At 49.9% G+C, this 12798-nt stretch carries 13 protein-coding genes and 2 pseudogenes; 3 read left to right on the forward strand and 12 right to left on the reverse strand.

What is annotated here, in order from left to right; all coding sequences use genetic code 11:
- Window positions 1-7: 7 nt before the first annotated feature.
- The 4 genes and pseudogenes from K3T82_RS43305 to K3T82_RS50680 form a co-directional block, all read right to left on the reverse strand.
- Window positions 8-403, reverse strand: coding sequence for a hypothetical protein (locus K3T82_RS43305; RefSeq protein WP_220199669.1), 396 nt, complete (start codon window positions 401-403; stop codon window positions 8-10).
- A 51-nt stretch (window positions 404-454) separates the two neighbouring features.
- On the reverse strand, window positions 455-1285 hold the full coding sequence (locus K3T82_RS43310; protein WP_220199670.1) for a hypothetical protein: 831 nt from the start codon (window positions 1283-1285) through the stop codon (window positions 455-457).
- Window positions 1286-1290: 5 nt separating this feature from the next.
- Window positions 1291-1842, reverse strand: coding sequence for an RNA polymerase sigma factor (locus tag K3T82_RS43315; RefSeq protein ID WP_220199671.1), 552 nt, complete (start codon window positions 1840-1842; stop codon window positions 1291-1293).
- A 219-nt stretch (window positions 1843-2061) separates the two neighbouring features.
- Window positions 2062-2157 (reverse strand): annotated as a pseudogene (locus K3T82_RS50680) (pentapeptide repeat-containing protein); the annotation flags it as partial.
- 139 nt (window positions 2158-2296) lie between these two features.
- On the opposite strand from K3T82_RS50680, the gene K3T82_RS43325 reads away from it, so the two are divergent.
- Window positions 2297-2809: a hypothetical protein gene (locus K3T82_RS43325; RefSeq protein WP_220199672.1), complete on the forward strand. Its 513-nt coding sequence runs from the start codon at window positions 2297-2299 to the stop codon at window positions 2807-2809.
- Window positions 2810-2957: 148 nt separating this feature from the next.
- On the opposite strand, the gene K3T82_RS43330 is transcribed toward K3T82_RS43325, so the two are convergent.
- From K3T82_RS43330 to K3T82_RS43365, 8 genes are all read right to left on the reverse strand, one after another.
- Window positions 2958-3863: a DUF6807 domain-containing protein gene (locus tag K3T82_RS43330; RefSeq protein WP_220199673.1), complete on the reverse strand. Its 906-nt coding sequence runs from the start codon at window positions 3861-3863 to the stop codon at window positions 2958-2960.
- Window positions 3864-3865: 2 nt separating this feature from the next.
- Window positions 3866-5005, reverse strand: a complete 1140-nt coding sequence (locus K3T82_RS43335; protein WP_220199674.1) for a mandelate racemase/muconate lactonizing enzyme family protein — start codon at window positions 5003-5005, stop codon at window positions 3866-3868.
- Between the two features lie 6 nt (window positions 5006-5011).
- The gene (locus K3T82_RS43340; protein ID WP_220199675.1) at window positions 5012-6097 is read right to left on the reverse strand and encodes a Gfo/Idh/MocA family protein; all 1086 of its coding nucleotides are present in this window, start codon (window positions 6095-6097) and stop codon (window positions 5012-5014) included.
- A gap of 128 nt (window positions 6098-6225) precedes the next feature.
- Window positions 6226-7812, reverse strand: a complete 1587-nt coding sequence (locus tag K3T82_RS43345) for an extracellular solute-binding protein (RefSeq protein ID WP_220199676.1) — start codon at window positions 7810-7812, stop codon at window positions 6226-6228.
- 232 nt (window positions 7813-8044) lie between these two features.
- Window positions 8045-8965, reverse strand: coding sequence for a carbohydrate ABC transporter permease (locus K3T82_RS43350; RefSeq protein ID WP_220199677.1), 921 nt, complete (start codon window positions 8963-8965; stop codon window positions 8045-8047).
- A gap of 19 nt (window positions 8966-8984) precedes the next feature.
- Window positions 8985-9950, reverse strand: a complete 966-nt coding sequence (locus K3T82_RS43355; RefSeq protein ID WP_220199678.1) for an ABC transporter permease — start codon at window positions 9948-9950, stop codon at window positions 8985-8987.
- 333 nt (window positions 9951-10283) lie between these two features.
- Complete coding sequence (locus K3T82_RS43360; protein WP_220199679.1) at window positions 10284-11372, reverse strand: LacI family DNA-binding transcriptional regulator; 1089 nt, start codon at window positions 11370-11372, stop codon at window positions 10284-10286.
- 27 nt (window positions 11373-11399) lie between these two features.
- On the reverse strand, window positions 11400-11837 hold the full coding sequence (locus K3T82_RS43365; RefSeq protein WP_220199680.1) for a HEAT repeat domain-containing protein: 438 nt from the start codon (window positions 11835-11837) through the stop codon (window positions 11400-11402).
- A gap of 197 nt (window positions 11838-12034) precedes the next feature.
- Between K3T82_RS43365 and K3T82_RS43370 the strand changes: the two genes are divergently transcribed.
- Both K3T82_RS43370 and K3T82_RS50685 read left to right on the forward strand, forming a co-directional pair.
- Window positions 12035-12616 carry an RNA-guided endonuclease InsQ/TnpB family protein gene (locus K3T82_RS43370; RefSeq protein WP_220199681.1) on the forward strand — a complete coding sequence of 194 codons (582 nt, stop codon included), beginning with the start codon at window positions 12035-12037 and terminating at the stop codon, window positions 12614-12616.
- Window positions 12613-12777, forward strand: a pseudogene (locus K3T82_RS50685) (transposase); the annotation flags it as partial. The gene K3T82_RS43370 and the pseudogene K3T82_RS50685, both read left to right, overlap by 4 nt.
- Window positions 12778-12798 lie beyond the last annotated feature (21 nt).

The following is a 12798-nucleotide window of genomic DNA, read 5'->3' on the forward strand; positions in this document are numbered from 1 at the left end:
TATTTTCTTATGCTATACGCTTCATATCGTATATCTCGGTCTTTTCATCCAGGCGATGCTGATAAATCTGTACAGCATAGATGGTAGTATTCAATGGTAACAGCAGGTATTCAACACTTTCACCTTCGACCGGGCGTACATTGAGTGTTCCACGCTTAATGAGTCGAAAGGTGCGTTCTTCGTTGGCATCAAGCATGCCGAGCAGGTGATAATCGTGGTAGACCTGCCATGGAAGCTGGGTCGTATTTTCGACTATCAGTGTCTCGTGGTCATCTTTAAAATGCAGGCGCACGCGACGCAGAATACGCCTCAACCAGCCACCAGAACGCTGAGGGGTTGGTTCGAGTGGCAGTTTCTTGCTTTTTTGCACCTCAGATGGTGTGGTAATGAGTAGCAGCTTCATTCTCCAAGCCTTTCTTTCACGAAGCGTTGAAGTCCGACCTCCAGTTCTCGTTTATCTGACGAGGGTAACATGCTCATCTTCGGCAGCGACAGAGGAATGACAAATGGCGGCAATGCGCTCATTGAGTGACAGCTCGCCCCAGGGAGCGCGCGAGGGAGTGCGACTGCGAGCGGCTAACGCATGCAGGCCTCGGCATGCCTGTTCTCGTCCAATCCACTCGGCCATCAATCGGTCCGCTCGAAAAGCTATTTGACGAGCGTGATGACCCAAAAGCCAGAAGCAGACAATGGTCGATACCCAGAAACATGCCAGGAGGAAGAGGGCAAGGAGAAAGGAAACAGAGTGCCAGAATACAAGCATGAGTCCACTTGCCAGGATGGATACGCATGCTAAAGTTGAGAGCACAAGACGCGTAGCTCTGTAGGTCGCTCGGCGGACGTAGATGGAGCGAGCGAAACCACTCGCGAGTAAGAGATCTCGTTCCGCTTGACTGAGCGAGTGGATTCGCTGGGCTGGGAGTGAGAGGCAAATGGCTGGTTTCTTGAACAGAGAAACAGAGACAAAGGGAACGTGAACGCGTGGAAGAACCCTGCACTGTATGTTTTGTGCTGCATAAGGCATATCCATCTGTGCTGCAAGACGCGAAAGCGTTGTTTGCATCTCGAATGGAAGCGCTTGGCGAGTTTGCCGCCGTGAAAAATGCCATAGGGAACGAGTCCATCGTCTCTGAGGGGGGCGAGGTGGTAAGTGCGATGAGAGCCGCTGCCAGGACGAGAGGGGAAGTGGTTGTTCTGGTAAAGCTGGTCCATAAAACGCCCTAAGGCGCTCTTCAACGACTTGATGCTCATCATGTGTTTTTTTCCTTGAATACCGCTTAGGCATTGTCTTTATCTCCTTTCCCTCAAGAGTAGCGTGCGACACTGCTTTCTCGCACGATTTAAACGTGATTTGACCGTTCCAAGAGGCCATCCTAGAACGTGAGCAATATCCTCCTCGGTCAGGTCGGCTCCATAGCGCAAGGCAATGACCCGGCATTGATCTGCGTTGAGTTGTGCAAGGACATGTCGTATTTCCTCCCGTTGGACGATGTGTTCTTGTAAATTCATGTCCACATGCATATTTTCTTGTTCGTCCTCGTGCAGTGCTTCAAAAGAGAGGGCGGTATGATAGCGACGTTGACGCTCCATAACATCGAGTGCATGTCGGTAAAGAATACGCACGAACCAGGGGCGAAACGGTTGCCCAAGCTGGAACCGTGGGAGCCCACGCCATGCGAGGACGAAAGCACCCTGCGTGATTTCCTCTGCGAGAGGACGATGATGACAGAGGCGCAGAGCCGTTGCCATTGCTAAGGCATGGTGCGTCTCCCAGAGAGAGCGAAATGCCTCCTGGTCTCCGTATGCAGCCTTTCGGATACAGTCATCTTCACCGAAATTCATGATCTCCTCCTCTCTTCATAGAGGCATTACGGCGGGAATAGACCAAAAAGTTCCCAAAGAGAACCCAATTTTTTGTAATGAATGATGTTTGTGCCCTTGCGTGGTCCTCCCCCTCCTTTCGCTGGCTGTGAGACACTTGCGCGGCAGAAACAGATGATCGCGCTGGTGGATGGACGAGATCACTGTCCAATGGGGGAGTGACACGCTGAACTTTGGATCTCAAGGAACACAACGGAAGTTGGCGTTACTGAGTTGGGCTCTTTCGAGGTTAGCCCCATCGAGGTTGGTATATGTGAGGATGGCACCTTTGAGATAAGCATTACTGAGCTAGACCCTTCTGAGGCTGGCCCCTCGGAGGTCAGTCCCTCTAAGATTGATATTACTTAGATCCACCAGAGCATGGTAGTGTGTGTTGCGCCACTTATTCCATTCCAACAAACAAGGTGGAGGCTTTGTGAATAAGCTCAAACTCATCCATTCAGAGGAAGAATACTCGCTGGACAAGCTGCTCTTGTCGGTAGCAGGCTCCTTGCCACAGAACGTCGTGCAAAACCTGAGCCAACCACTTAGGAGAGTGCAGCAGGTTGCTAATGCGCTTGGTGCCATCGCGGCACTGCTTGGCGCAGAGCAGGTAGCCTCCCAATTCCGAGAACAGGAGGCTGTGAAGGCGGTCGCGAAAGGCGATGAGGACCTCAATGGTGAGCAAGAAGGTGCGCACCAAGCGGGCATCGAGCAAGCGATCAAGGTGGACAAGCAGGGGGAAACAAGAAGAGTGCCAGATCTCTGGTGGTGGCCTGAGCCACGACTTGGGGCTCATATGCCTTACATCGTTTCCGCAGGAATGGGATACTGTGAAGACATGGGAAACCTCCTGGATTGGGTGAAAAGTTCTTTGACAATGACGCTTTCACTCTCTCTCAGGAGGTTTCTTTTGGCGAGGTCAGCCGCCGCTAACCTCTTCCTCTAAATGAGGGGTGTCACATGTTTGCGCTCCCTCATCATCAACGATAGAGGAGCATTTCTATCTCCAAAAACATTTCGAGTGGAGTGAGTATCACTGAGGAGAAAAGGCGGAATGGCATAGGCAGTGAAGGAAGGTAGCTGTTCAGCCTTTGTCACCTTGTATGCTGGTGTTTGGTCATATATTCCTCAATTTGAACACGTGACCATATACCGTTGCCAAACACAACACGATACGTGAGAGCTAGCTCTTCATTAGGTTGTAAATCGAAATATTCATCAAACATGAAAGAACAACTAATACAAGCGTAAGGAACATTACGCACAAACCACTTATTGGGATACTGAGGGTTTTCGGGTTGATCAATAAACACAATGGTTGATTGGGCACTATTTCCATCATGCTTGCCACTGAATGCCAGCCATGGTGAGCGCTTACCCATAGCATCAGGCCCTTCTAAGCCATCAGCCCCCAGTATATTTCCATTGAGGAAAGAGCGCGGCCCACGCCAGAACAGACCGCCGTAACCAGCGTCTGGTCTACCCTCCGTCGTTGGTGAGCCAAAAGAGAGCGACTGCTGCGTGACATTGACCAGGCGGAATGCTAAATCCAAGCTCCAATAACCTGCATCTGGATTGATGTCGCTAACAACAATCTGTCGCTCTTCATGCAACCAGGTTTCCCCTGTATGGGCAAGCCATTGAAGTTGCTCGATACAACGCACTGTATCGTCACATGTTATCTCTTGCCAATCAGTATGCTGAATGTGCCCGTTATTATTAAGCTGGACATAGCCCTGCCCGCGGACATAGGTCGGTCCTCCCCAAAAGTTTTCTCCAGAAAGATTAGCTATATTCATCGTCAAACCAATATGCCACAGGTGATCATAGGGGCGAAACAAACTTACTTCGTTGCCAGCTAACGTTCTCAGTGGATGAAAATATGGTCTGGGGGACTCTACGGACGGATTCTTCGATGCGTAGGTGTATTTGAACAGCGTTTGCCCCTGATAAGACATCTCAATAGCATCATGAAGTGTATGCGTGAGCGTTGGTTTCATTCCTATATATCCTTTAAGTACAGAGTGAGTGCTTGTGGATCGGGTTGTACCCCGATACCGCTTTGTTTGTTGAGATGTACACTTCCATCAAACTCTATCGCCTCTTTATCTGGATAGAGTGCAGACTCATCAAGAAATTGGCTCCCATTGAGGGCCGCCGGCCCTTGATGCCCAAATGCTGCTGCCAGTTGGCATGCGGCGAGCTTGGTGAGTAAACTGTCAGTCAGACCGCTTACGAGTAAGGGCAAGCCAGCGGAAGTGGCTACAGCTATCTGTTGCAAGGAAGGCCAGATACCGCCACTACGCGTCACTTTGATGACAAGGAAATCAACCAGACCCTCTGCCGCATAGTGAAAGAAATCGGCAGGGCTGACAGTTGCCTCGTCGACTGCCAGGGGGACAGGGCACTGATTGCGTAAGCGTCGCATAAGTTGCAACTGGTCAGCGGGGAATGGTTGCTCCAGCACATTCACTCCTGCATCGGCGAAGCCGCGTGCTACAGTTAGCGCCTCATGGGACTGAAACCCTTGATTCGCATCTGCCCAGACAAAGGCATCAGGCCCGGCTGCCTGCCGAATTGCCTTCGCCACGGCGACATCGGTTTCTGGCGTTACAGCTGCTTTAAAGTTAAAATGGTGGAAGCCTTTCTCCCTGGCGGCAATGATCTCTTTCTGTACCCCATTGACATCATGCGAGGTAAGGGTATAGCTGAGTGTGACGGTATTGCGCTCTTGACTCCCGCCCAGATAACTTCGCAATGGCAGACCTGTGCTGCGAGCGCATAAGTCATGTATCGCCATATCTATAGCTGCCTTAGCAACAGGCATGCCAGTACTAGGGCCACGACCAATTGCACGATGCATGCGTTGATGCAGTCCCCAACGATCTACGATCTCTTGTCCGAGAATCGCCGGACCCAGGTATGTACGGATTGCGGTTGTGGCTGATTCAATGGTCTCGTAGGCCCATTGTGGCATGGGGCGTCCCTCGCCCCAGCCGACTTCCCCCTCGCTATCCGTCAATTTGACCAGCACAATCGGTGCGTTTCCACCAGCCACGCCAGCGCTACCAGAAGAGAAGCGGAAGGCCTGTGTCACTGGTAAGGAAATGGGGAAAACGTCGATCTTCTGAATCATGCTCATCGCGTGTTACGATCCTTGCTGTCTGATGCCGCTGACATGATCATAAAATGGATCACCTGCGACGATGGAGCCTTGCTGCACTATTTGCCTGGTTGCGGCGGATTTGTAGATCGCGGTCAGAAATTCCAGCGTTGGTCGTATATCTGGCGTGCTGGATAATGGCCGCTTCTTTTGATCCAGGCTGTCTAAGAGTTGGCTCAACTGGGTTTTGTGTGATGAGGGAGTATTTAGCGCTAATTCGTCCCACCGTGCCAATACCGCCTCACTCTCCTGCCCTTTGGGCTGGGTGAAACGCCAGTTTTCATTGGTATAACCGTACAGCCCGGTCAACTCTACTGAGGCTTTCTGGAAGTCGAAGCGCAGATAGGTCTCCTCACGCGGTGACAAGACGCTATTGACAATACTGCCCAGCGCGCGATTTTTAAAGCGTACCATAGCGAGCGAGACATCTTCTACTTCGATGGCACGGTCAAGGGTATCGGTGAAGGCGCTGACCTCATCCCACTCGCCAAGCAGCCACAAGAACAGATCCATAGCATGAATACCGTGTCCCATTGTGGGCCCACCACCCTCCGTTGACCATTTGCCGCGCCACGGCACTTCGTAATATGCCGCGTTGCGGAACCACGTGGTCTGACAGATCCCGACTAATGGATGGCCTAATACATCCTCCTGTATCAGTTGCTTGAAATGTTGACCTTTTGATCCAAAGCGCCATTGAAAGACACTGCTACAATATTTTCCTGTTTGCTGCTCTACAGATGCGATACGATCAAGTTCAGCCAACGAGGTACAGAGCGGTTTCTCACAGAATACTGAAGCTCCTGCTTGCAGGGATTGGATTATGAGAGGGTAATGTATATTAGGAGGTGTCGCGATATGGACGAGGTCGGGCTGTACCTTTTCCAGCATTTCTGATGCATCAAGATAAAAACTCGGTATACCATTCTCTTTACTGAACGCTTCTACTCTATCATGAACAACATCCACCGCCGCAACAACCTCAATTCTATCTTTCAACTCATTAAGAGCACGCATATGACTTCTTGCAATATTCCCCGTACCAATAATTGCAGCACGATAACGTGACATGAAAATACTCCCGTGTTTCTAGGGTACATTGTAGAAATGCTGCCTAGAAGAGTGATCTACATTCCAGATGGAACATAGATCACTCTTCCTACTGCTTGCTCACAGAGCAAGCATCCCTGGCTAGCGCCTTATGGTAAGAATCCCCCGGCTTTGAGATCTTGATTGGCCTTTGTCTCCCAGTCCGAGACGCTCAAACCATCAAGCCCTGTGATAAAGGTTTGCCAACTCCCATCATTGAGAGCTTTCTGCCCGGTGATAAACTGGACCAGATTCTCGTCGACGTAACGGTTGATGTCTGCCTGGTTGGGAGCTGGCTGGATGACAAAACCGCCAGTTTGATCTCGCCAGGGAAACGTACCGATTGTCTGATATATCTCGATGGGGTCGATGGTTCTCCCATTCTTTGTCTTGAAGCTGTTATAGCGTGCCTTGAGTTCAGCTGTCGTATTTTTATAAACGAGAGCGCGGATCTGATTAAGAGGAGCAGCTTCATGGGAATAGAAAGGCACAGGTACCCCTTCTCCCGTAACATTGCCCTGTGCGTCGAATTTGTAGTGGACACCTTCCTGACCAAAGGCGGTTAGATAGTACCCCTCACCAGTGTTCGTCCACTCTAAAAACTTGGCAATTGCGGGACCTTTGCCCGCATCCAGCGCTTTCTTTGAGACCGCAATGCGCAAACCAACATTGGTAAATGTGCCCATGTAAGATTGACCATTAGGTCCTTGCGGCGGTGCCAGCGGCTGCCACACGCCATTGGGGTAGTTGGTGTCAAACGCCTGGTAATTTGCCTGACAGATAGCGGCGCAGAAATCTTCTGAGATGATGCCATATTTGCCCTGTTGTTTCCAGCCCGCACGGAAGTCGTTGGTGTTTAACGTCGGCCAGGCAGGATCTATGAGTTTGTTATCTGACAGCTTTCTCAGAAATTCGACGGCTTGTAGATATCCTGGATCACGCAGGCTCAGGCTGGCTTTGCCGGGAGTATTGAAGTTCCAGACATCAGGAAGCCCGTAGGCTCCAAAGAACATTCGCCAGCCGCTGCCTAATTCTGGGGCGCTGGTATTGATAGTTGCCGCAAAGCCATAGGTATCATTCTTCCCATTGCCATCGGGATCTCTCTGGGTAAAAGCCTTGGCAACATTGAAGAAATCATCCAGCGTTTTGGGCTCCTTTAATCCCAGTTTGTCCAGCCAGTCCTTGCGAATAAAGAGCGTCTGCCGTTTATTTAGTCCGGCCTTCTCCTGAAGCACATATGGCTTTCCGTTCATGGTTGCGATTTTCTGCATCTGCGGATCGCTGTAGCGATCTTTGGTGCGCCCAGGCATCAAAGGAAACAACGAATCTACAGGAGCAATCAATCCTTGTCTGACCCATTGCAGGAAGATATTGTTGTTAGCTGGGACCTGGAAGAAGTCGGGCAGGCCGTTGGCGGCGGCGGCGGCATTCATTTTGTTATCGCCGTCATCGCCATAGGGAAGAAATGTGACTTTCAGATTGATATTCAGCTTCTCACGCACCGTCTTCGTGAGAAACCAATCAGGTGGCGGATTCCCCACCTCGCCGGCTGATGGGACGGTCCAGAGCGTCAGATCAACCGGTCCATTGGATGTGCTATTCCCCCAGCTACAGGCAGCTACTAGCGGACTGAGCAAGAGTGTTAGCAACAGACATGACCACACAATCGATGTGCGTGCAGTGGATACACCCTTCATGAGTATCTCTCCTTACATGTCAATGACGCAGCGATTCAGAACACAAATAGTGATGATGCTAATTACTGTCTTCGGAGCTTGACGCATAGACAGACGTCTCACATTGTCACTCACCTCCTTTGCAAAGTTTTCTATCATCAGAACACAAAACAAAGCACATCCTCTATCCCGCTCGCGAGCCCAATATGCAAATGAGCGCGAAAAGGCTGATGAAAAGTCGTACACAATGTAGCTACTCTTTGACTGAACCTACCAGGACACCTTTCGTGAAGTGGCGCTGTATCCAGGGATAAATGGCGAGCATGGGTAACATAGTCAGGATTACTGCAGCCATTTTGAGCGCGTCCTGTGGAGCGGTAAAGAGTGAGTTGGTTTCAACATAATCATTAATATTCGTTGCTAGCAAGATGTTACGCAGCAGAACTGGCAACGGCATCAAGTCATTGTTGCTCAGATACAGAATCGGATTAAAGAAATCATTCCATTGCACGACCGCGTAAAACAGTCCGATTGTGAGCAGGATAGGCTTGGACAGTGGCAAAATGATGCGCCAGAGTACCTGCCATTCGTTGGCCCCATCGACAATGGCCGACTCCCGCAAACTCGAGGGAATATTCTGGAAGAACGCTTTCATGACCAGCATGTTATACACACTGACGGCGTTTGGCAGAATAATAGCGAGGTAGTTGTCGAGCAGATTGAGATTTTTCACCACCATGTATGTCGGGATCAATCCGGGGTTGAAGAGGAATGTAAATAGAGCCAGAGTCAGCAGCAGGTTGCGCCCAGGCATCTCTTTGAAGATAAGCCCATAGGCCATGAACGTTGTGAGCAGCATACTGACGACAACCCCAGAGACGGTTAGGAACACACTATTAAACAGCGCTTGGAGAAAGGCATTCTGGCTCATCAACTGGGTATAGGCTGCAAATGACCAACTCAGTGGTGAAAGGAACAGGTTATATCCCGATTCCTTTGTCAACTCCAGCGGAGTGACCGAGACGACAACAGCATACCAGAGTGGTATAAAGGTGACGAGGATAACGAAGATCAGAAATGCTGTGATCCCCCAATCGAACGTGCTGATCTTGCTCTTTCCCGATTTGCCTGCGCTCGTCTTTAAGACATGCTTTGTCTCAACAGTATTCTCCATATACTCGTACCCCTTCCGGTTAGTATAGACCAGTTCCAGCAAAGCGTTTCGCAATGCGATTGGCTGTGAAGATCAAACATAAACCGATCAGGCCCTTAAACAGTCCTACCGAGGTTGCCAGGCTAAACTGGGCATTTAAGATACCTGTACGATATACCCAGGTATCAATGATGTCGCCAACACTGTAAACAGGCAATGAGTAAAGAGCAAAAATTTGCGTGAAACCAGCATCGAGAATCGAACCCAGACGCAATAACGTTACCAAAACAATCACGTCTTTGATATTCGGCAGGGAAATATACAGGATGCGTTGTATGCGTGAGGCACCATCAATGGCTGCGGCTTCATGCTGGGTGGGGTCAACGGCGAGTAGCGCGGCTAGATAGAGGATAGCTCCCCACCCTGTCTCTTTCCAGATATCGGAAGAGACGACAATAATGCGAAACCAGTTTGGGTCGGTCAGAAAGCCAACGGGTTCTTTTCCTGCATTACTGATGGCTGAGTTAATCAGGCCAGTGCTCGGTGACAACAAGCCTAACAAGATACCGAAGATAACGATCCAGGAGAGAAAGTGCGGAAGATATGACATCGTTTGGGCTATTCGTGCCAACTTCGGGAAATAGCGGACTTCACTTAATGCGAGCGCTAGAATAATCGCTGGTGGAATGCCGAAAATCAATTTTGCTACGCTGATAATAAGCGTATTCACAATGAGTTGAGAAAAATAGTAGGACTTAAAGAATGTCGCGAAATTCTGGAAGCCAATCCATGGGCTGCCTTCGACACCCAAAAGCGGCTGGAAATCCTTGAAGGCGATCTGGGCCTCATAGAGTGGCCCATAACGGAAGATTGCGAAATAGAGAAGGCCGGGCAGCAGCATCAGGTAGACTATCCGATAACGCCACATTCGCCTTAGTAAGAGCCTGATACGGCCCGCCAATCGTATCGTTGGCATCCTGGATGCAACCAATGTCTTTGTATTCATACTCCTCCTTGAGCAATACGCTAGACTGCGAACGTTTCCTGACGATCTTTTGTCTATGAAACCAATATACTCACTTTCTCTCTTATGCTACCTATCTTCAATTGTCAGGTTGTTTTGTGTAGGTTCACTCTAACAATCTTGTGCACGCGTTCTCACTAGTCGTTATAAACGCGTTACCAGTGAGAGAAAACGTTTACTTGAAGGGCCGTATTCAGCCCTTGTTTGTCAAATTTTGATGGGTGGCCTCTTATCTTCTCCCCCGAAAAAAGCAATCTGGAGCGCGTTAAAACTCCACAACGTTTCAGGATGACCACGTAGAATGATATCCCAGTGTCAATGGGCTATCAGCCCCCTACTCTTTGGCTCTGGATTTGTCCCACAGGACTCACGTGTATGCAGTTGATAGCTGAGCATAATCTTCTGCGTTGGTAGAGAATCAGTGGCATGTAATTGATCGATCAGGATGCGGGTGGCAATTTGCCCTGCTTCTTTCAGCGGATGAGCAAAAGTTGTCAGAGCAGGAAACATATGAGCCGCGTATGGAGGATCTCCCACCGTAACCAGAGCTACTTCATGGGGTACCTGTACTCCGTGATAGTAAAACGCTCTCAATGCTCCCAGTGTCATCTCATCGTTTGCAACAAAGAGTGCTGTTGGTCGTTTCCGCCCTATGTCCCAATGTTCAAGCAACCAGCAGGCAGCCTCGTATCCTCCTTGATACGTATAATTCCCATCACGAATCCATTCTGGTACAACCTCTAGATTATGCTCTTTGAGTGCCTCCAGCCATCCTTGTTGGCGCTCGATTGCGCTCTGCCAGGGGGGGACATGATGGAGCGGACCACTAATAGTAGCGATAGAGGTATGACCCAGATGGATCAAATGCTTGGTTGCAAGATAACCCGCTTCCCTATGATTAAATCGTATCTGATTGAAATCATACTCTTGCTCAAGAGGACGATTGATCACCACAAAAGGGATCCCCTCCTCTTTCAAGTCCAATAAATGGTCTGATTGACTCTGCAAGCGTGCATACATGAAAGATACGAAAATAAAACCATCCACCTGCTGATCTTTTAATGCATTAATCGCCTGGATTTCACTTTCTGCATCGGGAGTGCTTGCCAGAATAATATTATAACCGTGGGGGCGCAAGATATCCTGGATACATTCAATAATTGGCGAGAAGAGGTTAGATACGAGAGATGTAAATACAACGCCTACTGTGGCAGTTTTCCGCTTGACCATACTCCGGGCGATAGCATTTGGACGGTACCGCAATTCCCGCACGGCATTAAGGACACGCTCTCGTTTAGCCTCTCTAACATATTGCATGTTTCCATTCAAGACCTGTGAAACGGTACTTACCGATACCTCGGCTAGTTGGGCAACATCTCGAATAGTGACGGCTTTCCGACGCATCAGCGCTTTCCTATCACTTTTATACTTCTAAAAACGTTTTTCAAAAACGTTTTTAGAAGTATAACCAATGAAATAAGCGATTGTCAATGGAATCCCTTCCTGGGGGGCTGTGTTGCAAAAGAAAGCTGATCTGTCAGAGTGGTGAGAAAAGAAGAAAAAGAGGACCAATAAAGCCACGCACAAAGGCTTCGTTGCAGCCCTCTCCCCCAGTTTTCCTAGGGCATAAGCCGCCTTCATGCGTATGTCTGGATGGCTATCCTGTAATGCGGTACACAATGGTTCAACGGCTGCTCGTTCCCCCGACTCTCCTAACAAATCCACAATGTATTCTCTCTCGTTTGCACTTGCACCCTGACTATGCAATAGCTCTACCAATGGTTTGGTGGTTGCACCTGAGAGTTCTCCTCGCTCAATTTTGGCCAGAACGGAGAGCGAAGTTTCATAACGTGAACTGATCCAGATCAACCAACAGATGACCCTGTGCCGCTCTGTCTCCAACAATTTTTCCAGATCGCGGCCTCCACCAGATTGATGGGGCTATAGTTAGTTTTTATTTCTTGAGACAGATGTAGGCAAATAGAGACATATATCCCTCCTTGCCAAAGCTGCGGTTTTCTGGTATATTTGTTCTACTTACGATACAGAGGGAGGAAGCGCAACCGATGATCCGTGGGTATCGGGGAGAACTTGACCTCAATAACGCGCAGAAGACGCGCTGCCGCAAACATGCTGGAGCCGCTCGTTGGGCCTTCAATTATGGTCTTCGCCGCAAACAAGAGGCCTACAAAGCTGGGCAGAAAACGCCCACCGCTATTGATCTGCATCGCGAGATCAATGCTCTCAAGCCCTCTGAGCCTTGGATGCGCGAGGTCAGCAAGTGCGCCTTCCAAGAAGGATTGCGTGACCTGGATGCCGCCTTCAAGCACTTCTTTCGCAAGTGCCGGCTCAAAAAAGCGGGCACATGGAAAGGAAAGTGTGGCTATCCTCGCTTCAAAAGCCGGAAGAAAGCCATTGGTGGCGCCCGCTTCACCGGGAGCATTCGGGTGTCTCCTGATGCCATCCAGTTGCCTCGTTTGGGGCTCTTACGACTCAAAGAGCATGGCTATTTCCCTTTGAACAGCAAGATCAGCAGTGCCACCATCCATGAGCAAGCAGGCAGGTGGTTTGTCTCGATCTGTGTCCACGAGGAAGCGAAAGACCCCAGCCAGCCAGAGGTGACGTCATTGGCGTTGACCTTGGCGTGAAAACCCTGGCGACTCTCTCTGATGGACGCACCTTCGAGAATCCCAAGGCGTTGCGCAAGAAACTCACGGCCCTCAAGCGAGTCTCGCGACGTCATAGCCGCAAGGCCAAAGGATCACGCAATCGCCAGAAAGCCAAGCAGCGCCTCTCGCGGATGCATGCCCGGATCGCCAACGTACGCAAC

This window comes from Ktedonospora formicarum (assembly GCF_016587355.1).
In the GTDB taxonomy this organism is placed as follows: Bacteria; Chloroflexota; Ktedonobacteria; order Ktedonobacterales; family Ktedonobacteraceae; genus Ktedonobacter; species Ktedonobacter formicarum.